We start from the raw sequence: 25,945 nt of genomic DNA on the forward strand, positions 1-25,945 counted from the left end.
GAACGGGGGGGCGTGCAGGAAGGCGGCTGGCCAGGGCGGCGTGATGGGGGCGTGATGGGGGGCGTTTCTGTACTCACGTCGTAAGACTTGGCGCAAGGACCTGACCGCATGATCGGAGATCGGTTGGTTCACGATCTTGATGCCTCATGCATCGATGCGAGAAGCCGACCCGGTTGCGGCTATGATTGTGTGCGTTGGGCGGCCGCCCGTCCGGTGGAATTCTCGTTCACTCTACCGGCCAGCATCACCGCCTGACACTCGAACTCCCGGAGGGCATCGAATGGTACTGGCGTGGCTCGTCCTACTTCCATTCATGGCCGCGACGCTGATTGCGCTCACGAGGCGGCGCGCCGCCGCGCTCAGCACCTGGATCGCATTCGCGACGGCGCTGTTCGGGTGCGGGCTGCTACTGAGCGAACGGGTGGGCATGGCCGACCACGACGTGCTGCAATGGCGCCATCAGTGGGTGCCCGACATCGGCCTCGCGCTGTCGCTGCGACTCGACGGCCTGTCGTTCATGTTCGCGCTGCTCGTACTCGCGATCGGCCTGCTGATCTTCATCTACGCGCGCTACTACCTCGCCGGCAGCGATGCGTTGCCGCGTCTGTATCTGCAGCTTCTGCTTTTCATGGGCGCGATGCTCGGAATCGTGCTGTCGAACAACCTGCTGCTGCTCGTCATCTTCTGGGAACTGACGAGCCTCGTCTCGTTTCTGCTGATCGGCTTCTGGCCTACCCGGCCCGACGCGAGGCGCGGCGCGCGCATGGCGCTCACCATCACCGGCGCGGGCGGGCTCGCGCTGCTGGCGGCGGTGCTGCTGCTCGGCGACGTATGCGGCAGCTACGAGCTGAACGACGTGCTCGCCCAGCTCGACAAGGTGCAGCACGATCCACTCTATCCGGCGATTCTGCTGCTCACGCTGTTCGCGGCGTTCACCAAGTCGGCGCAGTTTCCTTTCCACTTCTGGCTGCCGCACGCGATGTCGGCGCCCACGCCCGTGTCGGCCTATCTGCATTCGGCGACGATGGTGAAGGCCGGCGTGTTCCTGCTCGCGCGTCTCTATCCGGTCTTCGAAGGCACTCACCTGTGGGCGTACACGGCGACGGTGGCCGGGCTCGTCACGCTCGTCGGCGGCGCGGGGATGGCGTTGATCCAGCGCGATTTGAAGGGCCTGCTCGCCTATTCGACCATCAGCCATCTCGGCCTGATCGTGCTGCTGTTCGGCCTCGACACGCAGCTGTCGACCGTCGCCGCGCTTTTTCACACGGTCAACCACGCGGTGTTCAAGGCGTCGCTCTTCATGGCGGCGGGCATCGTCGATCACGAAACCGGCACGCGCGATCTGGGCCGTCTGCGCGGCCTGCGCAGGTACATGCCGCATACGGCCTTGCTCGCGAGCGTGGCGTCGCTGTCGATGGCCGGCGTGCCGCTGCTCAACGGCTTTCTGTCGAAGGAAATGTTCTTCGGCGAAACGCTCGCGCAAAGCATGTTCGGGCCGCTGAACCTCGCCGTGCCGGTCATCGCGATCGCGGCGGCGGCGCTCTCGGTGGCGTACTCGCTGCGTTTCGTGTGGGGCGTGTTCTTCGACGGCGAGACGCCGCGCGACCTGCCGCACTATCCGCCGCACGAGGCGCCGCGCTTCATGAGGCTGCCGGTCGAGATTCTGGTGGCGCTTTGCCTGCTGATCGGCCTGTTCCCGCAGCAAAGCATCGGCAGGCTGCTCGAGTCGGCCGCGTGGGTCACGCTCGGCGGCAAGCTGCCCGACTACAGCCTGAGCCTGTGGCACGGCGTCAACACGCCACTCGTGATGAGCGTGGTGTCGTTCGCGGCGGGCGCGGCGCTCTTTTTCCTGCGCCGCAATACGTTCCGCCACCGTCGCACGGCGCTCACCGAGTTGAACGCGAGCGAGATCTTCGACCGCTTCGTGCAGCGTCTCGAACAGAGCGCCGGCGTGATCGTGCGCGTGTTCGAGACGCGCTCGCTGCCGGCCTACCTCGCATGGCTGATCGCGGCGATGCTGATCGTGCCGGGCGTGCCGCTCGTCGCGCTCGATACGTGGAGCGGCAGCCATACCCGCCTGCCGCCCGATCCCTTCACGCTTGGCGGCCTCGTGCTGATGGCACTGCTCGCGGTCGGCGTGGTGCTGGTGCGTGCGCGCACGCTTTACGCGCTGGTGATGCTGAGCACCTGCGGCCTGCTCGTGTCGCTCGCCTTCGTGCGCTTCTCCGCGCCCGATCTCGCGCTCACGCAGATCTCCGTCGAAGTGGTCACGATCTTGCTGCTCGTGCTGGCCGTCTATTTCCTGCCCGCGCTGCAACGTGTCGTCGAGCCGCTCCCCGTCCGGCTGCGCAACGGTGTGCTCGCGCTCGGCGGCGGCGCACTGCTCGGCGCCGTGTCGTACCGGATCATGACGAGCGCACCGCTGCCGGGCATCGCACCGTACTTCCTCGCCAACGCGCTGCCGGGTAGCGGCGGCCACAACGTCGTCAACGTGATCCTCGTGGATTTCCGCGGCTTCGATACGATGGTCGAAATCAGCGTGCTCGTGGTCGCGGGGCTCGCCGTCAAGGCGCTGCTGCGCGGATTGCGCCTGAAGTCGCCCGAGGCGGGGCCGGACGGCCGGCCGTGGTCGTCGCAATCGCATCCGCTGATGCTGGCGATCCTCGCGCGGCTGATGCTGCCGCTCACCGTGCTCGTCGCCGTGTTCGTGTTCCTGCGCGGCCACAACCTGCCCGGGGGCGGCTTCATCGCTTCGCTGATCATCTCGATCGCGCTGTTGCTGCAGTACGTCGCGAGCGGGGTGCTGTGGACCGAGTCGCGCATCCACCTCAACTACCGCGCGCTCGCGGGCCTCGGCATTCTGATCGCGGCGGCCACGGGGCTCGGCAGCCTCGCGTTCGGCCAGCCGTTTTTGACCAGCGCGTTCGGGCATCTGCACGTGCCGCTGATCGGCGAAATCGAACTGTCCACGGCGATGCTGTTCGATCTCGGCGTGATGGGCGCGGTAGTCGGCACGACGCTCACGATCGTCTCGCACCTCGGCGTGCGCGACAAGGACATGCAGTCCGTGGAGAAAAGCTGATGGAAGCCGCCTTTGCCATCGCGATCGGCGTGCTTTGCGCGTGCGGCATCTACCTGCTGCTGTGCGCGCGCGTGTTGCCGGTGATTCTCGGCATCACGCTGTTCTCCTATGCGATCAACCTGTTCCTGCTCGGCATGGGCCGGCTCACGATCGGCAAGCCAGCGGTGATCACGGCGGGGGCGCAATACGTCGATCCGGTGCCGCAGGCGCTCGTGCTGACGGCCATCGTGATCGGCTTCGCGATGACGGCCTTCACCGTGGTGCTCGCGCTGCGCTCGTTTGCGAGCACCGGCAACGATCACGTCAATGGCGAGGAGACGCTCGGCGAATGAACCACGTCCTCCTGCTCCCGATCCTGATTCCGCTCTTTTCCGCTGGCGTCATCGTCGCGCTGCCGCTGCGCGCGAAGCGCCTGCAGCGCGCGCTGAACGCGCTCGCCATCATCGCGCTGCTGCCCGTCGCGTGCCTGCTGATGGCGCGCGCCGCGCAAGGCGAGATCGCCAGCTACGCGCTCGGCGCATGGCCCGCGCCGTTCGGCATCGTGCTGGAACTCGACCGGCTCGGCGCGCTGATGCTGGTGCTCACCGCGGTGCTCGCGGTCTGCTGCCTGCTTGGCACCTCGAGCGAGGACGCGAGGCGCGGCCGCTATTTCCGCGCGTTGTTCCAGTTCGAGCTGATGGGCCTGAACGGCGCCTTCCTCGCAGGCGATCTCTTCAACCTGTTCGTGTTCTTCGAGCTGCTGCTGATCGCGTCGTACGCGCTGCTGCTGCATGGTGGCGGCGCGCGACGGGTGCGCAACGGACTGCACTATCTGTTGCTGAACCTGGTCGGCTCGTCGTTCTTCCTGGTCGCGATCGGCGTGCTCTACGGCGTCACGGGCACGCTGAACATGGTCGACATGGGTGAACATCTGGCGCGTCTCGGTCCCGAGACGCTGCCGCTCGCGCAGTTCGCGGGCGCGACGCTGATGCTGGTGTTCGGCCTCAAGGCCGCCGTGTTTCCGATGTCGTTCTGGTTGCCGCAGGCTTACCGCAGCGCCATCGGCCCGGTGGCCGCGCTGTTCGCGATCATGACCAAGGTCGGCATCTACGCGATGCTGCGCTGCGATGCGCTCGTGTTCGGCGCGGCCGGCGGCGTGCTCGATGCGTTCATGCATCAGTGGGCATGGTGGCTCGCGATCGCGACGATCGTGTTCGGCGCGCTGGGCGCGCTGGCGGTGTCGAGTCTCAAGACCACGACGGGCTATCTCGTGCTTGTTTCGGTGGGGCTGCTGATTGCGGCGATCGCGCAACAGACGCCGCTTGCATGGAGCGCACTGCTCTACTACCTGATCAGCACGACGCTCTGCACAGGCGCGCTGTTCCTGCTCGCCGACACGCTCGAACCCGAGCCAGCCCCGGCACCGCGCGCCGCCCATGCCGCCCAAGCCGCTGTTTCCGCCGACGCCAATGCGGATGCCAACGCGATCGAACCCGGCTCGCTCGAAGCGCTAGACGACGCGGCCGCCCTGGCCTTCTCGCCCGACCCCGGCGGCGAGGCGCTGGCGACGCTGGCGCGCGTGCAGCCGCCGCAGATCGAGACGGCCGGCGCGCTCGCCGTGCTAGCCGCGCAACCGGCTCACGCCGAAGCCGAAGCTCCGGTCGACGCAGCCCCGCGCACGCGTGCACCGTGGCCTTCGAACCTTGCGGCGCTGCTCTATCTGATCGCCGCGGTGGGTGCCGCGGGCCTGCCGCCGCTGTCTGGCTTCCTCGGCAAGGCGATGGTGCTGGCCGCCACCCCGACCGGGGCGGCAGGCGTGCTGTGGCCGGCTGTACTGTTATCGAGCCTGCTGTCGATCGTCGCGCTGAGCCGCACGGGCACGCGCCTGCTGTGGGCCGCGCCGGCCGCGCGCGCCGCGGCCGGCGAGGAGGAGCGCGCGCCGCGCGGCAGCAACGCGAAGCTCGCGGCCTGCGCGGCCCTGCTCGGCTGCGTCGTGGCCATCACGCTCGGCGCGGGGGCGGTGCGGCACTACCTGACCGATACCGCTGCGCAGCTATTCGATCGCGCCGCCTATGTGCACGCGATCCTGCCCGCGCCGCGATCTTCGCCACCAGCGGCCGCCGCGTCTACGGCCGACGCTCAGGGAAACTGATGATGCTGAAAAGGCTCTTCCCCCACCCGTGGCTCACCGTGTTGCTGATCATCTGCTGGGTGCTGCTGATGAACGACGTCTCGCCGGGCAATCTGCTGCTCGGTGCCGTGCTCGGCTGCGTGATCTCCTTTCGCGTCGCCGAAGGCTTGTGGCTGAGGCCTATGCGCTTCGGCCGGCCGTGGCTGCTCGTTCGTCTCGCCTGGCATGTGCTGGTCGACATCATCGTGGCCAATATCGAGGTCGCGCTGCTCGTGCTCGGCCCGACGACGCGGCTGCGCCCGGCGTTCATCGAAGTGCCGCTCGACAGCACCCACGAGATCGCGCTCACGGTGCTCATCAGCGTGGTGTCGCTGAGTCCCGGCACGCTGTGCGCCGAACTCAGCGACGACCGCACGCGCCTCACCGTGCACGTGCTCGACCTCGACGACGAAGCGGCGCTGATCGCGCTGATCAAATCCCGTTATGAAGCCCCTTTGATGGAGATCTTCGCATGCTAGCCATCGTGATTCCGATCTCGCTCGCGATCCTCGGCATCGCGTTTCTGCTCACGCTGTGGCGCCTCGTGCGCGGTCCGTTGCTGCCCGATCGCATCGTCGCGCTCGACACGCTGAACATCAATGCGATCGCGTTGATCGTCGTGTACGGCATCAGCCTGCGCTCGACGGTTCTCTTCGAGGTGGCGCTGCTGATTGCCGTAATGGGTTTCGTGGGTACCGTCGCGCTCACGAAGTACCTGCAGCGCGGCGACATCATCGAACTCAACTAGCGTGAGGTATGCCGATGGAAACCTTTGTCGAAGCGATCGTTTGTTTGCTGCTGCTGGTCGGCAGTCTGTTTACGCTGATCGGGGCGGTCGGGCTCGCGCGACTGCCTGATTTCTTCATGCGGCTGCACGGTCCGACCAAGTCGACCACGCTCGGTGTGGGCGGTATCGTGCTCGCGTCGGTGGTGTATTTCAGCGCGCATAACAACTTCGCGAGCCTGCATGAGTTGCTGATTCCGGCGTTCCTGTTTCTTACCGCGCCGATCAGTGCGCATATGCTGGCCAAGGCTGGGACCCAGCAGGGGGTGCCGCTATGGCGGGCAACGCGGGGGCGGCCGCCTGCTACGGGGGCGAGTGCGAACCGGGGGGATACGGGAGAGTTGCGGGAGCGGGATGAAGGGTGAGCCGTGAGGCTTCCCGAGCTCGCTGCTGCGCAAGCTGCATGTCGTTGAGCATCGGCAAACGCGTGTGTTTGACTCTGTGGTCGCGCCACGCGATAAGCGTCTGGCGATTCGCCAAACGCCTTTTGCGACCGAGATCCGCACGCCTTACTTTGTTGTTTCGGCCTCGACACCTCGCCATTCGCGCATCATTGCGGCCACTTCCTCCCCGAGCCATGCGCGGAACTGAAGATATTCCGGACGAAGCTTTGCGTTCTTGTGCGTTATCAAGTAATGGTGCCGGTCGTGAAATTCGAGCGCGTTTTGTACCGGACGAACCAGTATTCCCTGCGCGACCTGGCGGTGGACGAGGTGATGCCAGCCAAGCAGAGTGCCCTCGCCAGCTTCAGCTTGCGATACAAGAAGTCGATAATCGTTGCTTTCCAGACGTTCGTTCTCGACCAGTTTGTCCGGACCATCACCTTCCTGAAACCAGTTTCGCCACACGGACCAGTCGACGTGCTCGCAAATCTGGGCTCGCCCCAACAACGAAAGATTCAGCGTGGCGTACGACAGAAGGTCCAGCGGTTTCACGTACCGGCCTTGAAAATGACGCTCGTAAAACGACTGGCTGCAGACCGGATACACGACATCATGAAAGAGCGGCTCGGTTTCGTATTCCGGTTCGCGTGGCGGATTCTTGGTGATGATGATGTCGGGTTCCATCAGATCATCGAGTTCCATGAAATGCTCCGTCACCATCACGTGCAACCGGATGTCTGGAAAGCGCTTGCGGAACGAGGGCAGCCTGAACGACAGCCATAGCGCCGAGAAAGTGTGCGAAACGCACAGCGTCAGCGCATGCTTGTCGGTCCGGCGTACCGCCTGTGCCGCCTCGGCGATGTTCATGATGGACAGATAGGACGCGTTGTACAGAATGCGCCCCGCGTCGGTGAGCGCGATGTGCCTCCCGGTCCGCTCGAACAGCGCAACTTCGAGCGAGTCCTCGAGTTCCTTGATTTGTCTGCTAATTGCCGCCTGCGTAACACAAAGCACCTCTGCTGCCTGTGTGAAGCTTTCGTACCGAGCGGCCGTGACAAAGCATTTGAGCGCCCGTAAAGACGGCATCTGTGTGAGCAATCGGTCGGCAAATACCTGTTTCTTTTGCATGGCTATCACCCTATGAAGCGGAAGCGCCCGGGCGGCCTTAAGGCCGCCCCATCAACGCTGCGCACTGCCCCTGACAGTGCGTCGAACCCGCGTCCGAGCCAACTCGCTCTCGCGCAACAATGGTTAGTGAGTCTTCGGGTTGGCTGACAAGGGCAGGCAGCAAAAGACAGCTGCCCTATCTACCTATATTACGCTTCGCGGCTGCCTGCTATTTGCGGAACAACGGCCAGACACACGACGCCAAGCGTCGGACAGGACTCAATCGAGCTTCAGCCAGGTGGTCTTCAGCTCGCAATACTGGTCGTGCGCATAGACGGACTTGTCACGACCGCCGAAGCCGGATTGCTTGAAGCCGCCGAATGGGGTCGACAGGTCGCCTTCGCCGAAGCAGTTCACCGTTACCGTACCCGCGCGGATGCGAGCAGCCATCTTGTGCGCGTTATTGACGTTGTCGGTCCACAGCGATGCGGCCAGTCCATAGCACGTATCGTTGGCGATCCGCACTGCCTCGTCGACATCAGCGTATTCGATAAAGCAGACCACAGGACCAAAGACCTCTTCGCGCGCGATGCTCATCTCCGGCGTGACGTTATCGAAGATGGTCGGCTCGACAAACCACCCGCCCGTGTCAGTGCGAGTGGCCTTGCCGCCACAAACCAGGCGCGCCCCTTCCGACTTCGCCTTCTCGACGTGCGCGAGCACTTTTTCATAGTGCTTTTCTTCAATCAGAGAGCCGAGCTTCACGTCGGGGTCGAGCGGGTCGCCCGTCTTCCATCCTTCGAGGACGCCCTGCACCTTTTCGAGCAACTGCGCCTTGGTGGCAGACGGAACGAGAATCCGCGAGCCGGCGCTGCAGTTTTCGCCCATGTTCCAGAACGCGGCGGCCACCGCCTGCTCCGCGACAGCATCGAGATTCGCGACGTCGGGAAGCACGACTTGCGGGTTTTTGCCACCGCATTCCAGCACGACCCGCTTCAGGTTTGTGTCGGCGGAATAGTGAAGGAATCGCTTTCCCGTTTCGGTGGAGCCCGTAAACGCCACGAGGTCGACATCGGCATGTCGGCCCAATGGCTGGCCTGCGCTTTCGCCGAAGCCGGTAACGACGCTAAACACGCCCGCAGGCACACCGGCTTGCAAAGCGAGGTCCGCGATACGCAACGTGGAAAGCGAGGTTTGCTCCGCGGGTTTCACGATGACGCTATTGCCGACCGAAAGCGCCGGACCGACTTTCCACGCGAGCATCAGCGCCGGGAAATTCCACGGCAACACCGCGCCCACGACACCAATCGGTTCACGGGTAATCATGCTCACGACGCTCGAGCCCGATGGCGACAGCGCGTCGTATCGCTTGTCGGTGACTTCCGCGTGCCAACGGATGCACGCCGCCGACTCCGGGATATCCAGTCCCATGCACTCGCTGATCGGCTTGCCGGCCTCTAGCGCCTCGAGAAGCGCCAGCTCTTCGGCGTTTTCCTCAATCAGTTGCGCCAGACGCAAAAGCACTGCTTTTCGCTGGGCGGGCGCTGCCTTTGACCACACTCCGGACTCGAACGCATCTCTCGCCGCCGCGACTGCCCGGTCGATATCTTTCGATTCGCACTTCGCAATCTCGGCCAGTACTTTTCCCGTCGACGGATTCAAAGTCTGAAAGGTCTCGTTCGATGCCGCCGGACATCGCTGCCCGGCGATAAACGCTCGCCCGTCCAGCGACAAGTTCTGTGCTTTGTGCTTCCATTCCTGATAAGTCGTCATGTCCTGTCCTCACAGATTTAAAGCTCGGTTCCCGCCGCAAATTCCTTCATCCAGATAGCCGCGGTAACAGCGACGTCGGCAATGGGACGAACCGGCAGTGAGCGCGGATGCGGTTGATTCAATAGCTGCTGAATCAGGTCGTTGTCGTGACCGAGTGCGTATTCGGCGATCAGCTTCCCGGACGCGGAGCCCCTGCTCAGACCGAGACCATTGCACCCTACGGCTTCGAAAACACCATCGCCACGGCGCCCAAAGAGTGCTCCGTTGTTGACCGACAGACACAACGGGCCGCCCCACGTGTACTCGAGCTCAACGCCCTTCAGCATCGGAAAGCGCCGGTCGAACGAGCGTTGATGCAGGCTCCTGGCTTTCGCCAGGTCAGTTTCCGACAACTCGAGGCTGGGTCGAAACGCGAAATGATTGCGGACGCAGATGCGGTCGGTAATCAGACGCCGTACAGTCGAACCCATCGGGTCGGCCGGAATCAGTGCCCACGAGCGCGTGCCGCCCAGTTGCCGTACTTCGTCCGGCGTCATCGCGCGGGTCATCGACGCGAAGGTGTACACAGGCAACAGGCCGTTCGGATGCCCGCCGAACGTCGCGGCGTAGGCATTGGTGCAGCGAATCACACGCTTCGCCACGATTTTCCCTGTGGCAAAGCTCAAGACTTTGTTCGCCCCCAGGTCGTCGATTCCCTTCACCGCGCTGAGCTCGAAGACCTTCACGTTTGCCGCCAGAGTCGCGGCAAGGCCGCGCATCAGGGCCGCGGGCTGGACCGTGCTGCATCCTGGCGTAAAGAGCGCGCCGTGGTAAAACCCGGTGCCAGTCACCTTCGCGATGGCGGCTTCGTCCAGCCATTCAAAATCTTCATCGATGCGAGCGAGTCCGCTAGCGAATTGAGTCAGTGCTGCGTGACCCTTCCTGTTCACCGAAGCATGGAATTTGCCGTCATCCCGCCAGTCGCAGTCGATGCCGTGTTGCTTCACCACCGACCGTACGTAGTCGATGCCGTGGCGTTGCAGGCGAATATCCGCCTTGTCCGCCTCAACGCTTCGCGAGTAGCTTTCGCTGCTGATGTCGTGCGGCAAATCGACGAAGAACCCGGAATTGCGTCCTGCTGTGGTGCGCCCAATTCGGTCGGCCTCGACCAGTGCTATCGAGGCGTCCGGTGCCAGTTCAGCCAGCCGCCGGGCAGCACATAGCCCCGTGATTCCACCGCCGATAATCACCCAGTCGAATCGCCGTTCAGACGAGACAGTTTCGGCCGGGCGAGGCGGCGGCAGACTTTCCCACCACCCGTTCACCCCATCCGGAGCCGGGAAGCGCGCGAATTCGAGGTTCGAGGCCATGAACGTTACTGCGCGTTGCGCAACAGGGGTTGAACCAGCTTCGAAAACGCGCTGCGCTCGTCTTCCGTTAGCGTACCGAGCGGCGCCCGGGCGACACCTACAGGCGTACCTGCCAGCTCACATCCGTATCGAACGTATTGGATAAACTTCCCGCTGCGTTCCAGCAGTTCGAGCACGGGCAGCAGTTGTGCCATCAGCTTGCGGCCGGATTCGAAGTCATTACGCTTCACGCACGCGTCGAAAAGCGCGGTGTGAGCTTCGGGCAGAAAGTTGGACGCGCCGCCGACCCAGCTCTTTGCCCCCCAAACGAAGAACTCGAGCGCCTGGTCGTCCATGCCGCAGCTCAGCACCAGCCTGTCGCGGAAGTGCGTGGCAAGGTGATGCAGATGCGAAATATCGCCGGTGCTCTCCTTCATCGCGACGAAGTTCGGACGCTCCAGCAGCTTTTCCAGTACGGCATCGCCAATCTCCGTTCCCGTGCGGGCCGGAAAGTTGTAAAGCATGATGGGCATATCGAGACTGTCGTCCACCTTCAGCATGTGAGTCAGCAACTCTTCCTGCGTGGGTTGGGCGTAATACGGAGCGGCAAGCAGCAATGCAGGCAGACCCGCGCGCTTCGCTTCCTGCCCGAGGCGAATGACTTCATTCGTCGTCGTCGCGTTGATGCCGGCCGTCAGATACGTTTTTCCGCCTGCCGCTTCGGCTACGGTGTTGAATGTCCGGACACGCTCGTCGAAATTGAGCGCGTAGTATTCGCCCGTGGTCCCGCCGACTCCAAGACCTGCGACACGCCCCGCCAGATTGGCTGCATGCTTGCCGAGCAATTGATAATTGATCTCGCCGTCCGCCTTGAACGGCGTAACCAGCGGTGTATGTACTCCCTCGAAGCTCATATTGGTTCTCTCTTCAAATAAGGAATGGCAACGTTTTCCGACGAATTGCCGAAGTCATTTCGCTCTCTTGTGGGTTAAACGAGAGCGTCCGCATGTGAGTAAATCGGAAACTGGTTGCAGAGGTCTCGTACCCGGCTGCGCACAGCACGCTCGACCCGTTCGTCGCCGTCGGGAGCTTGTTCGAGTGCGGCCAGGACCTCCAGAATCATGTGTCCTACCTGCTCGAACTGCTCGGTTCCCAAACCGCGCGTCGTACCTGCAGGTGTGCCAAGCCGGATTCCCGAAGTGACGGTCGGGTTCTCCGTGTCGAATGGAATACCGTTCTTGTTGCAGGTGATGCCCGCACGCTCCAGTGCCTTTTCCGACTGCGTACCGGTCAGGCGCTTCGAGCGCAGATCGACGAGCAGCAGGCGGTTGTCGGTTCCACCCGTGACCAGGTTCAGGCCACCCGACTTGAGGACGTTGCCGAGCGCCTGCGCGTTACGCAGCACCCGGTCGATATACGCCGCGAATTCCGGACGAAGCGCCTCGCCAAATGCCACAGCCTTACCTGCGATGACGTGCATGAGCGGGCCCCCCTGTAGGCCCGGGAATACGGCGGAATTGATTTTCCTGGCAATCTCGCCTTTGTTCGTCAGGATGAACCCGCCTCGCGGACCGCGAAGCGTCTTGTGGGTAGTCGACGTCACCACATCTGCGAAACGAATAGGATTCTCGTGCCGGCCGGCCGCCACGATGCCTGCGATGTGCGCCATATCGACCATCAATAGTGCGCCAACGCTATCTGCAATATCGCGGAATGCAGCGAAATCCAAAGCACGCGGATAGGCCGAATAGCCCGCGATAATGAGCTTAGGACGATGCTCTTCCGCGAGCCGCCGGACCTGCTCGTAATCGATGCGGTGAGTATCTGGACTTACGCCGTACTGGACGGCGTTGAACCACTTGCCGGAAAGCGCCGGGCGGGCTCCGTGCGTCAGGTGGCCGCCCGCATCGAGCGACATGCCCAACACCGTGTCGCCCGGCTTCACGAGCGCCAACATCACAGCGCCGTTCGCTTGCGCTCCCGAATGAGGCTGCACGTTCGCGTATTCGGCTTCGAACAGGGCTTTGACGCGGTCAATGGCGAGCGCTTCGACCCTGTCCACGTGTTCACAGCCGCCGTAATAGCGCTTCGACGGGTATCCCTCGGCGTACTTGTTGGTCAGCACAGTACCCTGTGCTTCCATCACCGCAGCCGAAACGATGTTTTCGGACGCAATCAGCTCGATCTGCGTTTGCTGCCGGCGCATCTCCAACGCAATCTCTGATGCGATAACCGGGTCGCGGCTCTGCAGGGTTTCAGCAAAAAAGCGTGAGTTCTCGTTCACGTGGTCACTCCGGATGAAATCGTTTGAAGCAAGACTTGCAAGTGCGACCGTTGACGCGGGCAATGCGCGACTCGCCGGGAACAAGATCGACTCCACTCGTCCACGGCGAACTCACCTCGACCTACTGCTGCAACCAGTCCTTCAGCTTGTCGGGATGTGCGTCGACGAATTTTTTCGCCGCGCTTGCATAGTCGTTCGTGGCATTGCCTTCGTACTCGATCGATTCGACGTCAGCGAGCGTCAGCTTGAAATGCTTGAAGAAGACGTCGGCACGGGGATACCTGGATGCGAACTGTTTGGACGCGAAGGCGTGAACCTGCTCCTCGCTACCCAAGGTCCCTTTCGGGTCCTTCAGATAACGCATCTGCCACTTCTGAAAAAGCCAGTGGGGACTCCACACCGTGGCAACCACCCATTGCTTCGACTGATAGGCTCGCGAAACGCCAGCGAGCATGCCGGCCTCACTCGACGACTGCAGGTTGTAGCCGTTGAGGTCGTAGCCCTTGATGGTCTTTTCGGACGCCTGCATCAAGCCACCGCCCGGCTCGATGCCGTCGATCGTCCCATTCAGCCTGGCTTTGACGTCCGGCTTGTTGAGGTCGGAAATGGACGACAGTTCCGACTCGGGAATGTACGCCGGCACGGCCCAGCCGTTTTTGCCTCCCGTGTAGATGATGCCGACATCATCCATATCGTTCTTGTACCTCGCGTAATAAGCCGCGTGGGTGACCGGCAGCCAGCCGCCCACCATGATGTCAAGGTCACCACGCGCGACACCTTGATACTGAATGCCGATGTCGGCCTGCACAAACTTGACCGGCTGCTGAAGCTTGGTCTCGAGCACGTATTTGGCCACGTTCGCAACGGCCAAAACGTCTGCCCAGTTCGTGACCGCCATCTTGATGGATTCGGCCGCGACCGAAGTCCCAGTGCCGGCGCTCATGGCAACGACTGTCGATATCGCTACTTTCGCAATAAGCGACTTGAGCAGATGGCTTTTCATATCGCACTCCCAGTTGAAGAGAAAATCATTGAATATTCGATGGACTCGGCTAAACGACAGGCCCGGTACTTGAACTCGATACTGCCTTTGCTGATTGCACCGCACCGGCCGTGCAATCAGCGACCGTAGGTCGTTTGCGTCACGTGCGAGCTGCGGCGCCTGTGCCGGCTTTTGCTGCTCGACCGCTGCGTTTTGTTTTGTTCGCCTTCATGCCGAAGCTTTCGGTCAGGCGGTCGAGAACGATGGCGAGCAATACGACTCCGAGCCCGCCTTCGAAGCCAATCCCGATGTCGAGCCGTTGAATGCCGCTCAACACATACTCGCCCAAGCCACCGGCGCCAATCATCGATGCGATGACGACCATCGAAAGCGCCATCATGATGGTCTGGTTCACGCCGGCCATGATGGACGGCAGTGCGTTCGGCAACTGGACTTTCCAGAGAAGTTGCATGTCTGTGCTGCCAAAAGAGCGGCCTGCCTCCAGCAACTCTTCGCGCACCTGCCGGATACCCAACGTGGTGAGACGTACGACGGGTGGCATGGCAAAAACGACGGTGGCAATCACGGCGGGAACACGCCCCAATCCGAACAGGATGACGGCTGGAATCAGATAGACAAAGGCTGGCATCGTCTGCATGAAGTCGAGCAGCGAGCGCAACACGACTTCCACCCGCTTGTTCCTTGCCCCCCAGATTCCCAGTGGCACACCAACGACCAGACTGAAGAACGTTGCGGCAATAACGAGTGCGAGCGTGGAGACGGTTTGAGTCCACAGTCCCATGTAATGGATGGCCGACAGCGCAATGCCCACGAACGCCGCGAACACGATGCCACGCCGCCAGAGCGCAAAAGCCACGAAGATGACGAGCATGGCGACGAATGGGATGGCCCCTAGTCCATCCTCCAACAGTTTCACCACTGCTCCTAGCGCGGCAGAGAATGCGTCGAAGCCGCCCCGGAAATGCTGGAAGAGAAAATTGACGGCGTCTTCTGCAAACTTGCCGATGATTGACGAATTCATGCTGCCCTCCGTTCCATAACCTGCTTCAGTATCGTCCGGCAGGACACCACGCCTGCGAGCTTTCCGGCCATATCAGTGACGGGTACATCGTGTTCCTGGCTCAATGCGATAGACGCCAGCTCGTGCAAGTCCGCCTCCAGTGAAACCGCATTCACATTGCTGAGCAGCGCGTCGCGCACCGGACGCGTGCCTGCCTTATGAAGTGATGCGGGCGTGACGCAACCCCGGTATTGACCTACGTCGTCGCATACATAGCCGCATTCAACGCCGCTATCGATGAGTTGATTGAGGTAACGCTCAGCGGACGTGCCGATGTCGCAAGAAAGCAGCCTTCGGTCGACCCCGGTCATCAGCGTGGCAGCCTTGAGAAAGCGGGAAACGTCGACATTGCGGAAGAAGTCCCGCACGTACGCGTCTACAGGCGACTGGATAAGCTCTGCAGGTGTGCCGACCTGAATCAGACAGCCGTCCTTCATGATGCCAATCCGGCCGCCAATCTTGATGGCTTCTTCGATGTCGTGCGAAATGAAGACGATGGTCCGCTGCTCTTCCTTCTGTAGCCGCAAAAGCTCGTTCTGCATTTCGAACCGAATCAGCGGATCGAGTGCCGAGAACGCCTCGTCCATCAAAAGCACCGAAGGGTTCACCGCAAGTGCGCGGGCAAGGCCGACGCGCTGCTGCATGCCGCCCGACAATTCGCTCGGAAGCAGCTTTTCGTACGAGCCCAGACCGACTCGCGTCAGCGCGGCACGCGCGATTTCGTAGCGTTCGGCCTTCTTCAGACCGGCGACCTCGAGTCCGTACGCGATGTTGTCGAGGACGGTGCGGTTTGGCAGAAGCGCGAACGACTGGAACACCATCGCCATCTTCTTGCGGCGAACTTCGCGCAGTTCCGAGGTGGACATCGGTGCGATGTCGCGGCCTTCGAGAACGACCTGGCCGGACGTGGGTTCAATCAGGCGATTGAGCAGTCGAACCAGCGTCGATTTACCGGAACCCGACAGGCCCATGACCACGAAAATCTCGCCCGCCTTGACGGTGAGACTGACGTTATTGACTGCAACCATGTTGCCGGTCTTTTCGAAAATTTCGTTCCGACCGAGACCTTGCTTTACGAGTTCAGCGGCGCGCTCTGGCTTCGGTCCGAAGATCTTCGACAGATTCCTGACCGAAAGAATATCGGTCCCGGAGACTGCGATTGATTTCGCTGCGGCGGACGGGTCTTCCGCGTTGATGGCGCCGGGATGGACTACGCCTCCCGGTGCGAACGTCAGGTTTTGGGCCATTCTGTCATCTCAACTGGCAGGTTCAAAAATTGAAGCGCGTGGCGTATTGACCTTTGCAGGGTCGCCACTTGCGTGTCTCGCTTCTTTTAGCCGCCTCCGAGCCAGTTTCATCGCAGAAGTGCGAATGCAAGAGCCGAAAGCAAACATGGCAACGCTGTCCAATTGAACGAAACGCTATTCTTTGCGTGAGACGCGGAATAATCGTGCGTCGACGTCGGGTTCAACGGTGCCTAATGCATGTATCGGAGATTAGCGCGCCAAATTGCACCACCCAGCTACATTTTCTGGGTACTTTTCCATACCTTTGGTAATGGGGCGCTTTTGTGTAGTTTTTGCAGAAAAGTGCCACTGCAATTGGAATTCTTTGGGAGCCAAAGCGGGCTTGGCTTTGCGGCTGACTATCGCCGGCAGGAAGAACAACCTGAACATCAGAGGCTTACAAAGCTTGGGACGTCGTATAGGGAATGTCCCAGGTTTATCGGAATCCTGCGTAACTCCCCTGCCGAACTGATTGGACGCGAGCGGAAAAGGTGCGACGAGTAAATCGATGCTGAGCTAGTCCTGAACGCATACCCGAATGGTCCCCCGAAAGGGAGGGATTCCAGACCCCACCAATCTCGCTACGATGGTTACGACCGGGGAGGTGTGATGGACAATCTGTTTTTTCGCCGCGTTTTGCTGGTCGAAGACGAGGGGCTAACGCGCTCGGCGATGAAAAGCCTGATCCTCAGTTCGGAACCGACGCTCGATATCGATGAAGCCGGCAGTTATGACGAAGCCGTCGAACGGTTGCAGCGCGACTCCTATGACCTGATCTTTCTCGACTATCAGCTAGGGCGCGAGCACACCGGGCTCGAGTTGTTGCATTGGGTACAGCAGCAGGAACTTTCGTTACACGTCGTGATGCTCTCCGCGCGCGACGATCGCGAAACGGTGCTCGACTGCATCAAGAATGGCGCGGGTGGCTTCATTTCAAAAGCCAGCGAAGAAGGCGGCGCGGTATTTCGCGAGGCCCTACAAACAATTCTGAACGGACGCGTGTACCTGCCCAATAGCGTGCTCGGCAAAGGCGGACACACACCACAAGCGCCGGCGCCCAGCAAAGGCATTCCGATCGACTCGCTGAATCTGCCGCCGCGACTCGCGCAAACCTTGCGCTACGTGCTGCATGGACTATCGAACAAGGCGATCGCGCGAAAAATGAGCATCACGGAAAACACCGCGAAAGAGTACATCAGCGATCTGTTGAGCCGCTTCAACGTATCGCGACGCACTTTCCTGATCGTCGAGATGGCGCGCCGCGGCATCGAGATTCCCACCGCCGCACAAGCATCGGCAACCTGAGGTGCTGGTTATATGCAAGCGCTGTGCGCAAGTGCTAAACGACACTGCGTTGACGGCTTGCCAGTTCGACCATGCGCGCCGCCAACGTATCGGCGGAAAGCGGCTTGCTGAGTATGCAACGTTCCGGTAAAACGCCCTCCGCATTGATGCCCGCCTCGCCGGTGATGACGAGACACGGCACCGGCCGCGGCAATTGCGCGGCGATCAAATGGACCACGTCGTGCGCCGTGTGCCGCTCGGGCAGCCGATAGTCGGTAATCACAAGATCGGGCAAGCGTTCGATCGTATGCGCTAAGGTCTCCAGTTCAGCGAGTGAATTCGCGGAATCGAACAACACGCCCCACTGCCCGAACAACGCCTCGGTCGACGCGCGCACCAGCCTGTCGTCTTCGACCAGCAGGATATACAGGCCGCGCAACGAAGCCCGCGAAGGCGCGACGTCGGTAATCGGCACAGCCACTTCAGCGCCGGCTTGCGCAACCGGCAAACGAATTGAAAAGCGCGAGCCTTTCCCCTCGATCGACTTGAACTCCATCCGGTGACCTTCCAACAGCGACACCGCGGCATTGACGATCGATAGCCCGAGGCCCAAGCCTTTTTCCCGATCGCGTTCGGGATTGCTGATCTGCACGAAGGGTTGGAAAATCGCGTCCCAATGCTTCGACGCGATACCGATGCCGTTGTCGACGACATCGACGCGCACGTAATTCTGCATGCGCACGATCGCGACGATGACGGCGCAACGTCCGGCCTTCGCGCGATCCGCGTACTTGATGCCGTTTGAAACCAGGTTGCTCAGCACACGCGGAATCCAGTCGGCGTCGGTCCTGACCATCGCGCAGTGGCGGCCGCCGCGCGAGTAGCGCAGCTTGACGTCGAGACTCGCCGCGAACGGCGCTAGTTGCTCGACGACATCCTGTGCGACACGGTCCAGATCGACACCCGAATAGCTCGGTTTGACGTGGCCCGACTCGAGCTTCGACAGATCGAGCACGGCATTGAAGAGGCGCGCGCTCAGCGCCGAAGCCTTGCGTGCATCGCCTATGAGTGCGGTAGAAGTCTCGATGTCGCGCTTCGCGAGCGCCTCGTCGGCAGCCGCGAGGAACATGTTCAGCGCGTGCATCGGCTGCCGCAGATCATGCGCCGCCGCCGCGAGAAAGCGCGATTTGGCGCGACTCGCCTGCTCGGCGGCCTCTTTCTGCTGCTCGCGCAACGCCATCAGCGCATCCGAGCGCGTCTGCTGCTCGCGCCGCGCCTGCTCCAGATCCTGATGCTTGCGCCCGAGCTCCGCGTTGGCACCCTGTAGCGCGTCATTGCTGCGCGCGAGCGCCTGCACTGCGAGGTAGCGATCGCGCACGTGCCGCTCCGCATTTACGTTCACGCTATGTCCGATCACCACGACATTTGCGATGTAGAACATGCCCGCCCAGAAGAGGTCCGGGTCGATTCCCTGCGACAAGAGTTGGGCCAGCAGGATCGCGCCGGTTGCGCCGAGCGTCAGCAGTAACGTCGCCTTCGCGCGCAAACGCAGAAAACCGAATTGATAGAACAGGATCAGGTAGAAGCCGACAAAGAAATGGGTGTAGTTGAAAGGCCGTGGCGCGAGGAAAGTCTGCACCGTCAGGCAGACGAACATGATCGCCATCCCGGACAGCATGACTCGATGCGCAGTTTCATCGCGCACGAACGTCGGCCGGAACGACAGCACGATCGCAGCCGTTGCGGCGAGCGTGCCGGCGACGCGGAAAAAGAAGATCTCGGCGAAATACGGCCGGAATGCCTCGCTATGACGCGCAAGACTGATCTCCCACCAGCCGAAGCACATCCACACGAGCGTGCCGAGAATGATCGCCGCACGGCGGAAATCGGCGAAACCGCGCCCATATTCGATGGTGAACTGGCGCTCGACCTCGGGATCGGCAAAACGCGCGGGCCAGCACAGGGTTTCGACGAGCCGCGCGATGAATGTCGCGAGCGCGGGCTGCTGTTGCAGGCGTTTCCAGGCAGAAGCCTGCGGCAAGCTGAACAGGTTCATCGTCGTTGGTCGCGATCGGCGCTGGCCGGGCGCGTTTGATGAAGGTAGCTCAATCATTCTAGGACGCGCCTTCCCTCCGAACAATCGGCGCAGCGGCAACCGCCCTAGCAGCGCAAGTCTTGGACGATCAAGTCCGCGGCTTTTTTCACTGAACATGTAAATCGCCGACGCGAGGACATAGCCGAATGCGCGGGAATGCCGAGGCATCCACCCCGCGATCCCTCGGTTTTCCTCATATGGAAGCGGCTGTCGGGCACGGCCAGGAGCGATCGGTCTTTGCATCGATGCTTCGCGCTGATCGCTCATTCGGCAAGCAATCTCTGCGTGCTCAGCCTGCAATTGATACGGCTCCGCTTGGGGGGAGACGGTCCCTCCGGAGTGCGGGTTTTGCTCGACGACGGTTCGGCCGATAGTGAAGCTCATCGAGAGACGGCCGCTCCTCGACCGAACGTACCGTTTGACACCCCTCAACAGCACGAATGGACGACCCCTACAGCGCGGCCAGCAAGGAGGTACTTAACATGAAAAACCCTCGTATCACACGCGCGGTGTTCGCCTTCGCAGCACTCATGACGCTCGAAGCGGCGTGCAGCATAGGTTTGGCTGCCACACCTGTAGCGGGTGTCGTCAGGACGGGTGCGGATGCATCGGTGACGGCGAACATGGACTCCCATGGCGCCCAGCCAGCGGACATCAACGAAGGCCCGCTTACCCTCACTCTGCTGACACCGTCAGGCGGAACGTCGCGGCTCACTTACGTCCATGAAGACGGTTGGCGGCTTGAAGACCGCGCCGTGCCGTTGAAACAGGACGAAGCGCGAATCACCCCCGCGTCGACGGAGCGACAACAGGAGGCGGCAAGATCAGAGCGGCCCATAACCGTTTTCATCGACGGTCCAACGGGCTTCACGTATGTTTGGGTGGCCGATCAGGGATGGAAGTTCGTCGGCCGATTGTCCGACCGGAATCGATGATCGATTGCATGTGTCGAGTGGGGATACCTCGATCGCCGTCAGTTCACAGCAGAGATCCGACCGGGCCGAAATAAACCACGAACCGGCTGTGTCGAGGAGTGGAGATCGTTGAATGCGTTGCCTTTCAGTCGACCGCAAATCGGGCAGCGTGGTCGCACGTAAGGCGCGGCAAAACCGAGGGGGGAGCGAAGTTATCGACGGAACCGAAGCGGGTGCGGCTGCTGCACTGAGCAATCAATGGTGCAAGGTGTGGCGGGTGGCGGAGAGAGGGGGATTCGAACCCCCGATAGGCTATTAACCTATACACGCTTTCCAGGCGTGCGACTTAAACCGCTCATCCATCTCTCCGGCGGGGAGCCGAATTATAGCAAACTTCGCGCCCTGCGCCACACCCCCGCCCAAGCCGCGCGAAAACTGCCTACGGATGCCGGATATAGTCGACCAGCGCGATCGTATAAGCGTCCGCCTTGCGATCGATCAAACTCACCCCGATCGCCACGAGAAACCCCGCCGGCACGCCGAACACGCCCGAGCTGATCGGCTCGATGCCGAACCAGCGCGCGCCCGTGAAACCCGTCATCTGCGTGAAGAACGGATACGTCGAGACGATGTAGTAGATACACACGACGAGCCCCGCGACCATCCCCGCCACCGCGCCGAGACGCGTCGTGCGTTTCCAGAACACGCCGAGCACGAGCGCCGGAAACAGACTCGACGCCGCCAGCGAAAACGCCGCCCCGACCAGAAACAGAATATTCCCCGTATTCAGCGACGCCACGTACGACGCGAACAGCGCGACACCCAGCAGCAGAATCTTCGAGATCGTCACGCGCCGCTGGCTCGACGCGTTCGGATCGACCATGTGGTAGTACACATCGTGCGACAACGCATTAGCGATCGTCAGCAGCAGACCGTCCGCGGTCGATAGCGCCGCCGCCAGCGCCCCCGCCGCGATCAAGCCCGACATCACATACGGCAGCCCCGCGATCTCGGGCGCCGCGAGCACGACCATATCGGGCTGCATCTGGATCTCGCTCCAGCGCACGATGCCGTCGCCGTTCGTATCGGCAAGGCTGATCAGGCTCGGTTCGACCTTGCGCCATTGCATCAGCCACTGCGGCAGGTCGGCAAAATGATGGCCGACCAGATTCGACAGGATCTCGTACTTGATCAGCACGGCGAGCACCGGCACCGTCAGATAGAACAGCGCGACGAAAAAGAGCGTCCACCCCACCGAGCGGCGCGCCGACGCCACCGACGTCGTCGTGTTATAGCGCGTCAGGATATGCGGCAGGCTCGCCGTGCCAAGCGACAGACACAGCAGCAGCGACAAAAAGTTTCGCGCATGCGTGCTCCGGTCTTCATCGCCGACAGCAGGAAATGGTTCCTGCATCGGCACCGGGGCGGTCGCCCGCATCAGCATATCGTCGCGCTTCTGGCTCCAGACGATCTGCGCGGCAGCGGCATCGCGCGGAAACTGTTCGAGCGCGCGCTCGCGTTCCTTGATCTCGCGCAACGGACCGTTATGGCGCCGCAGGTCGCCGACCTCCTGCGTGAGTCGCTGCTTCTCGTCGATGAATGATTGCGGCAGCGTATCGAGCCGCATCTGCATCAGCGCGGCACGGCGTCGATAGTCGTCGCGCACGCGCTCCTCGAGCGGCGCGTCGCGCACCTGTTTCTCGAGCGCTTCCATGCGCTCCATCAGGCGCCCATAGCTGAATTGCGGTACCCAGCCGAGGCCGTCCTTGTGCGCGATCATCGACACCGGTATCAGCATCGCGAGGATCAGGATGATGTACTGCGCAACCTGGGTCCACGTCACGGCGCGCATGCCGCCCAAAAACGAGCACACCAGAATGCCCGCGAGCCCGCAGAAAATCCCGACCGCGAAATCGACGCCGATAAAGCGCGTCGCGATCAGCCCGACGCCCTGGATCTGCGCGACCAGATAAACGAACGAGCACAGGATCGCGGCGAGCGCCGCGATGCCGCGCACCGCGTTGCTCGAATAGCGCGTGCCGAGAAAGTCGGGAATCGTGTAGCGCGCGAGCTTGCGCACATATGGCGCGAGCAGGAACGCAACGAGACAATAGCCGCCGGTCCAGCCCATCAGGTACGCGAGGCCATCGTAGCCGGTCGCGTAGATCGAGCCCGCCAGGCCGATGAACGACGCGGCCGACAGCCAGTCGGCCGCCGTCGCCATACCGTTGAACGCCGACGGCACGCGCCGCCCCGCCACGTAGTATTCGACCAGATCGGACGTGCGCGACAGCACGCCGATCACCGCATACACCGCGATCGGCACGAACAGGAACACATAGCCGATCCACACACCGGGACCGGTGCTGCGCTCGATACGCCACATCACATAGACGAACAGCAGAAAGCCGAGCGTATAGAGCGCGTACGAGCGGATCAACCGATGCGTGAGTTTCATCGGCTCAGCGTCCACGCGCGGCCGGCGCGGCCGTGCCCACATTGACATCATCGTTCGCGTCGCGGGTGGAATCCGCGGCGGGACCGCTTGCGGCATCGCGCTGCGAATCCGCTTCGAACGCGCGCTGCAACTGACGATCTGCGCGCTGCATCAGCACGATATAGACGACGATCAACGCGAGGTAGATCAGGATCGCGCCCTGCGCGCCAAAGTAGAACGGCAGGCTGAAGCCGCCGACGCGCAACCGCGCGAGCGCGGGCGCCAGCAATGGCACGACGAAGGAGACGAAGAAGCCGAGCGTCATCAGCACCGCGATCAGCGCGAGGTTGAAACGCCAGTACTTGCGATGCGCGAGCGCCATCGCCACCGAGACCGGTGGCGGTTCGGGCAGGGGGTTCAACGTGGCATGGGAGGATAGGTGCGGCGCGGCCATGCGCCTATGTATCAAAAAGGCAACGGCGAAGCAATTAGGATTGTCCGCGCAACGCCGCGATGCAGGCCGCCCGCTCGAATCTCGGCTCCGCGCGGCACGCCCGCAAGTGTGTCGATCGACACACCGCCGCGGGCCGCGCAGACCCGCTTACAACGCTTTAAATCGACTCGCCGAGCTGGTCGAGAATCGCCGGGTTCTCCAGCGTCGACACGTCCTGCGTGATCTCCTCGCCCTTCGCGAGCGAGCGCAACAGACGACGCATGATCTTGCCCGAACGCGTCTTCGGCAGGTTCTCGCCGAAGCGGATGTCCTTCGGTTTCGCGATCGGACCGATCTCCTTGCCGACCCAGTTGCGCAGTTCGTTCGCGAGCTTGACGGCCTCTTCGCCTTGCGGACGCGCACGCTTGAGCACGACGAACGCGCATACCGCCTCGCCGGTCGTCGCATCGGGGCGGCCCACCACGGCAGCTTCCGCGACGAGCGGATTGGCGACCAGCGCCGACTCGATCTCCATGGTGCCGAGTCGATGGCCCGACACGTTCAGCACGTCGTCGATGCGGCCCATGATCGTGAAGTAGCCGGTTTCCTTATCTCGCACCGCGCCGTCGCCGGCGAGATAGAGCTTGCCCCCGAGCTCCTCGGGGAAGTAGCTCTTCTTGTAGCGGTCCGGATCGCCCCACACGTTGCGCAGCATCGCCGGCCACGGACGCTTGACCACCAGAATGCCGCCCTGCCCGTTCGGCACGTCCTGGCCCGTTTCGTCGACGACCGCGGCCATGATGCCCGGCACAGGCAGCGTGCAAGAACCCGGCACGAGCGGCGTCGCGCCCGGCATCGGCGCAATCATGTGGCCGCCGGTCTCGGTCTGCCACCATGTATCGACGATCGGACAACGGCCGCCGCCGACGTTCTCGTAGTACCACACCCACGCTTCCGGATTGATCGGCTCGCCGACCGTGCCGATGATGCGCAGCGTCGACAGGTCGTAGCTCTTCGGATGCACTTTCGCGTCGGCCTCGGAGGCCTTGATCAGCGAGCGGATCGCAGTCGGCGCGGTGTAGAACAGCGTGACCTTGTGCCTGGCGATCATCTGCCAGAAACGTCCGGCGTCCGGATAGGTCGGCACGCCTTCGAACACGACCTGGGTGCCGCCGAGCGTCAGCGGTCCGTACGTGATGTAGCTATGGCCGGTGATCCAGCCGATGTCGGCGGTACACCAGAACACGTCGGACGGGCGCCAGTCGAAGGTCCACTTCAGCGTTTGCGCGGCCCACAGCAGATAGCCGCCGGTGCTGTGCTGCACGCCCTTCGGCTTGCCGGTCGAGCCCGACGTATAAAGGATGAAGAGCGGATGCTCGGCGTCGACCCATTCGGGCGCGCACTGGTCCGACTCGCCCTGCGTGAGTTCGTGCATCCACAGGTCGCGCGCCGCGTCCCACGCGACCTTGCCGCCGGTGCGCTGGTACACGATCACGCTCTTGACCTTCTCGCAGCCGCCGAGCGCGAGCGCTTCGTCGGCGATGTTCTTCAGCGGCAACGCCTTGCCGCCGCGCATCTGCTCGTCGGACGTGATCAGCGCGACCGCGCCGACGTCGACGAGCCGCTCGTTGAGCGACTTCGACGAGAAGCCGCCGAACACGACCGAGTGCGTCGCGCCGATGCGCGCGCACGCCTGCATCGCGACGATGGCCTCGATCGACATCGGCATATAGATGACGACCGGGTCGCCCTTCTTCACGCCGCGCTTTTTCAGCGCATTCGCGAAGCGCGATACGCGTTGCAGCAGATCCTGATAGGTGACGTTGGTGACGGTGCCGTCGTCGGCTTCGAACACGATCGCGACGCGCCCGCCGTTGCCGGCCTCGACGTGACGGTCGATGCTGTTATACGACGCGTTCAGCTGGCCGTCCTCGAACCACGTGTAGAACGGCGCCTTCGATTCGTCGAGCACCTTCGTGAATGGCTTGTGCCAACTTAGCGTCTCCTTCGCAAGACGCCCCCAAAAGCCTTCGTAATCGCGCTCCGCTTCGGCGGCGAGCGCCCGGTACGCGTCCATGCCGGAGATCGTGGCACCCCTCGCCGTGTCAGCGGAGGGCGGAAAAACGCGGCGTTCCTGAAGAACCGATTCAATCGCAGACATCGACAACCCCTTGGTGAAGATGAAAAACGTAAAACCTGTACCGGCGCGCGTCGCGCGCGCGCCTTATCCTGTTCGAGCCGCCACGAGCGGCGCTGTCTCCCACCTCGCAATGCCGTCAAACGCGTGTGCGTGCGGCATCGCAACATCCGTGCATGCGGGCGCCCTGCTCGACCCCTAACCCGCGTCAAGGTTCAACCTTAAGCGCCGCAACTTACCGGCCACTTACGCGCATCGTGTTGATCTACAAGCGAAAACCCTTAGATCGGGCGAGCCATCGAGGCGCTTGCGCGTTGATCAGACGAGATGCGCGCGGAAAAGATCGCCCGTTCTATCGAGCGTTCCATGTTCACCCGCAGCACATCGCATGCCGCTAATGCGAACT

General features: G+C 62.3%; 20 protein-coding genes and 1 tRNA gene. 8 read left to right on the plus strand and 13 right to left on the minus strand.

What is annotated here, in order from left to right; all coding sequences use genetic code 11:
• The first annotated feature begins 280 nt into the window (after positions 1-280).
• The 6 genes from GCT19_RS34335 to GCT19_RS34360 are packed head-to-tail and all read left to right on the plus strand — an operon-like array spanning position 281 to position 6,380.
• Positions 281-3,082, plus strand: coding sequence for a monovalent cation/H+ antiporter subunit A (locus GCT19_RS34335; RefSeq protein WP_152854423.1), 2,802 nt, complete (start codon positions 281-283; stop codon positions 3,080-3,082).
• Positions 3,082-3,414, plus strand: a complete 333-nt coding sequence (locus GCT19_RS34340; RefSeq protein WP_013089015.1) for a Na+/H+ antiporter subunit C — start codon at positions 3,082-3,084, stop codon at positions 3,412-3,414. The genes GCT19_RS34335 and GCT19_RS34340 overlap by 1 nt, the downstream gene beginning before the upstream one ends.
• A complete protein-coding gene (locus GCT19_RS34345; RefSeq protein WP_152854424.1) occupies positions 3,411-5,213 on the plus strand; it encodes a monovalent cation/H+ antiporter subunit D in 1,803 nt (600 codons plus the stop codon). The genes GCT19_RS34340 and GCT19_RS34345 overlap by 4 nt, the downstream gene beginning before the upstream one ends.
• 2 nt (positions 5,214-5,215) lie before the next feature.
• A complete protein-coding gene (locus GCT19_RS34350) occupies positions 5,216-5,710 on the plus strand; it encodes a Na+/H+ antiporter subunit E (protein ID WP_026228081.1) in 495 nt (164 codons plus the stop codon).
• Positions 5,704-5,979 (plus strand): K+/H+ antiporter subunit F, encoded by a 276-nt coding sequence (locus GCT19_RS34355; protein WP_152854425.1) that lies wholly within the window; start codon positions 5,704-5,706, stop codon positions 5,977-5,979. The genes GCT19_RS34350 and GCT19_RS34355 overlap by 7 nt, the downstream gene beginning before the upstream one ends.
• Before the next feature lie 8 nt (positions 5,980-5,987).
• On the plus strand, positions 5,988-6,380 hold the full coding sequence (locus GCT19_RS34360) for a Na+/H+ antiporter subunit G (protein WP_018432384.1): 393 nt from the start codon (positions 5,988-5,990) through the stop codon (positions 6,378-6,380).
• 144 nt (positions 6,381-6,524) lie between these two features.
• Here GCT19_RS34360 and GCT19_RS34365 read toward each other — a convergent pair whose 3' ends face one another.
• The 8 genes from GCT19_RS34365 to GCT19_RS34400 form a co-directional block, all read right to left on the minus strand.
• The gene (locus GCT19_RS34365; protein WP_152854426.1) at positions 6,525-7,526 is read right to left on the minus strand and encodes a LysR substrate-binding domain-containing protein; all 1,002 of its coding nucleotides are present in this window, start codon (positions 7,524-7,526) and stop codon (positions 6,525-6,527) included.
• Between the two features lie 258 nt (positions 7,527-7,784).
• The gene (locus tag GCT19_RS34370; RefSeq protein ID WP_152854427.1) at positions 7,785-9,278 is read right to left on the minus strand and encodes an aldehyde dehydrogenase; all 1,494 of its coding nucleotides are present in this window, start codon (positions 9,276-9,278) and stop codon (positions 7,785-7,787) included.
• Positions 9,279-9,295: 17 nt separating this feature from the next.
• Positions 9,296-10,627 (minus strand): NAD(P)/FAD-dependent oxidoreductase, encoded by a 1,332-nt coding sequence (locus GCT19_RS34375; RefSeq protein ID WP_152854428.1) that lies wholly within the window; start codon positions 10,625-10,627, stop codon positions 9,296-9,298.
• 5 nt (positions 10,628-10,632) lie between these two features.
• Complete coding sequence (locus tag GCT19_RS34380; protein ID WP_018432389.1) at positions 10,633-11,520, minus strand: dihydrodipicolinate synthase family protein; 888 nt, start codon at positions 11,518-11,520, stop codon at positions 10,633-10,635.
• 74 nt (positions 11,521-11,594) lie between these two features.
• Positions 11,595-12,890 (minus strand): serine hydroxymethyltransferase, encoded by a 1,296-nt coding sequence (glyA, locus tag GCT19_RS34385; RefSeq protein WP_321576921.1) that lies wholly within the window; start codon positions 12,888-12,890, stop codon positions 11,595-11,597.
• 121 nt (positions 12,891-13,011) lie between these two features.
• On the minus strand, positions 13,012-13,893 hold the full coding sequence (locus GCT19_RS34390; protein ID WP_152854444.1) for a glycine betaine ABC transporter substrate-binding protein: 882 nt from the start codon (positions 13,891-13,893) through the stop codon (positions 13,012-13,014).
• 139 nt (positions 13,894-14,032) lie between these two features.
• Positions 14,033-14,914, minus strand: coding sequence for an ABC transporter permease (locus tag GCT19_RS34395; protein ID WP_018432392.1), 882 nt, complete (start codon positions 14,912-14,914; stop codon positions 14,033-14,035).
• On the minus strand, positions 14,911-16,200 hold the full coding sequence (locus tag GCT19_RS34400; protein WP_152854429.1) for a quaternary amine ABC transporter ATP-binding protein: 1,290 nt from the start codon (positions 16,198-16,200) through the stop codon (positions 14,911-14,913). The genes GCT19_RS34395 and GCT19_RS34400 overlap by 4 nt, the downstream gene beginning before the upstream one ends.
• A 648-nt stretch (positions 16,201-16,848) precedes the next feature.
• Between GCT19_RS34400 and GCT19_RS34405 the strand changes: the two genes are divergently transcribed.
• A complete protein-coding gene (locus tag GCT19_RS34405; protein ID WP_018432394.1) occupies positions 16,849-17,544 on the plus strand; it encodes a response regulator in 696 nt (231 codons plus the stop codon).
• Between the two features lie 34 nt (positions 17,545-17,578).
• Here the strand turns inward: GCT19_RS34405 and GCT19_RS34410 are convergent, their stop codons facing one another.
• Entirely contained in the window at positions 17,579-19,579 is a 2,001-nt protein-coding gene (locus GCT19_RS34410) for an ATP-binding response regulator (RefSeq protein WP_193727479.1), read from the minus strand.
• Positions 19,580-20,100: 521 nt separating this feature from the next.
• Here GCT19_RS34410 and GCT19_RS34415 point away from each other — a divergent pair.
• Positions 20,101-20,553 carry a hypothetical protein gene (locus tag GCT19_RS34415; protein ID WP_152854431.1) on the plus strand — a complete coding sequence of 151 codons (453 nt, stop codon included), beginning with the start codon at positions 20,101-20,103 and terminating at the stop codon, positions 20,551-20,553.
• A 257-nt stretch (positions 20,554-20,810) separates the two neighbouring features.
• Here GCT19_RS34415 and GCT19_RS34420 read toward each other — a convergent pair.
• From GCT19_RS34420 to acs, 4 genes are all read right to left on the minus strand, one after another.
• A tRNA-Ser gene (locus GCT19_RS34420) sits at positions 20,811-20,901 on the minus strand.
• A gap of 70 nt (positions 20,902-20,971) precedes the next feature.
• On the minus strand, positions 20,972-22,990 hold the full coding sequence (locus tag GCT19_RS34425) for a sodium:solute symporter family protein (protein WP_152854432.1): 2,019 nt from the start codon (positions 22,988-22,990) through the stop codon (positions 20,972-20,974).
• Between the two features lie 4 nt (positions 22,991-22,994).
• On the minus strand, positions 22,995-23,423 hold the full coding sequence (locus GCT19_RS34430) for a DUF4212 domain-containing protein (RefSeq protein WP_026228086.1): 429 nt from the start codon (positions 23,421-23,423) through the stop codon (positions 22,995-22,997).
• Positions 23,424-23,580: 157 nt separating this feature from the next.
• Entirely contained in the window at positions 23,581-25,563 is a 1,983-nt protein-coding gene (gene acs / locus GCT19_RS34435; protein WP_152854433.1) for an acetate--CoA ligase, read from the minus strand.
• Positions 25,564-25,945: the final 382 nt, after the last annotated feature.

Source organism: Paraburkholderia atlantica (assembly GCF_009362785.1).
In the GTDB taxonomy this organism is placed as follows: domain Bacteria; phylum Pseudomonadota; class Gammaproteobacteria; order Burkholderiales; family Burkholderiaceae; genus Paraburkholderia; species Paraburkholderia atlantica.

Coding starts and splice junctions, on each gene's coding strand:
- GCT19_RS34335 (WP_152854423.1), top strand. CDS start 281: ATGGTACTGGCGTGGCTCGTCCTACTTCCATTCATGGCCGCGACGCTG.
- GCT19_RS34340 (WP_013089015.1), top strand. CDS start 3,082: ATGGAAGCCGCCTTTGCCATCGCGATCGGCGTGCTTTGCGCGTGCGGC.
- GCT19_RS34345 (WP_152854424.1), top strand. CDS start 3,411: ATGAACCACGTCCTCCTGCTCCCGATCCTGATTCCGCTCTTTTCCGCT.
- GCT19_RS34350 (WP_026228081.1), top strand. CDS start 5,216: ATGCTGAAAAGGCTCTTCCCCCACCCGTGGCTCACCGTGTTGCTGATC.
- GCT19_RS34355 (WP_152854425.1), top strand. CDS start 5,704: ATGCTAGCCATCGTGATTCCGATCTCGCTCGCGATCCTCGGCATCGCG.
- GCT19_RS34360 (WP_018432384.1), top strand. CDS start 5,988: ATGCCGATGGAAACCTTTGTCGAAGCGATCGTTTGTTTGCTGCTGCTG.
- GCT19_RS34365 (WP_152854426.1), bottom strand. CDS start 7,526: ATGCAAAAGAAACAGGTATTTGCCGACCGATTGCTCACACAGATGCCG.
- GCT19_RS34370 (WP_152854427.1), bottom strand. CDS start 9,278: ATGACGACTTATCAGGAATGGAAGCACAAAGCACAGAACTTGTCGCTG.
- GCT19_RS34375 (WP_152854428.1), bottom strand. CDS start 10,627: ATGGCCTCGAACCTCGAATTCGCGCGCTTCCCGGCTCCGGATGGGGTG.
- GCT19_RS34380 (WP_018432389.1), bottom strand. CDS start 11,520: ATGAGCTTCGAGGGAGTACATACACCGCTGGTTACGCCGTTCAAGGCG.
- GCT19_RS34390 (WP_152854444.1), bottom strand. CDS start 13,893: ATGAAAAGCCATCTGCTCAAGTCGCTTATTGCGAAAGTAGCGATATCG.
- GCT19_RS34395 (WP_018432392.1), bottom strand. CDS start 14,914: ATGAATTCGTCAATCATCGGCAAGTTTGCAGAAGACGCCGTCAATTTT.
- GCT19_RS34400 (WP_152854429.1), bottom strand. CDS start 16,200: ATGGCCCAAAACCTGACGTTCGCACCGGGAGGCGTAGTCCATCCCGGC.
- GCT19_RS34405 (WP_018432394.1), top strand. CDS start 16,849: ATGGACAATCTGTTTTTTCGCCGCGTTTTGCTGGTCGAAGACGAGGGG.
- GCT19_RS34410 (WP_193727479.1), bottom strand. CDS start 19,579: ATGAACCTGTTCAGCTTGCCGCAGGCTTCTGCCTGGAAACGCCTGCAA.
- GCT19_RS34415 (WP_152854431.1), top strand. CDS start 20,101: ATGAAAAACCCTCGTATCACACGCGCGGTGTTCGCCTTCGCAGCACTC.
- GCT19_RS34425 (WP_152854432.1), bottom strand. CDS start 22,990: ATGAAACTCACGCATCGGTTGATCCGCTCGTACGCGCTCTATACGCTC.
- GCT19_RS34430 (WP_026228086.1), bottom strand. CDS start 23,423: ATGGCCGCGCCGCACCTATCCTCCCATGCCACGTTGAACCCCCTGCCC.
- acs (WP_152854433.1), bottom strand. CDS start 25,563: ATGTCTGCGATTGAATCGGTTCTTCAGGAACGCCGCGTTTTTCCGCCC.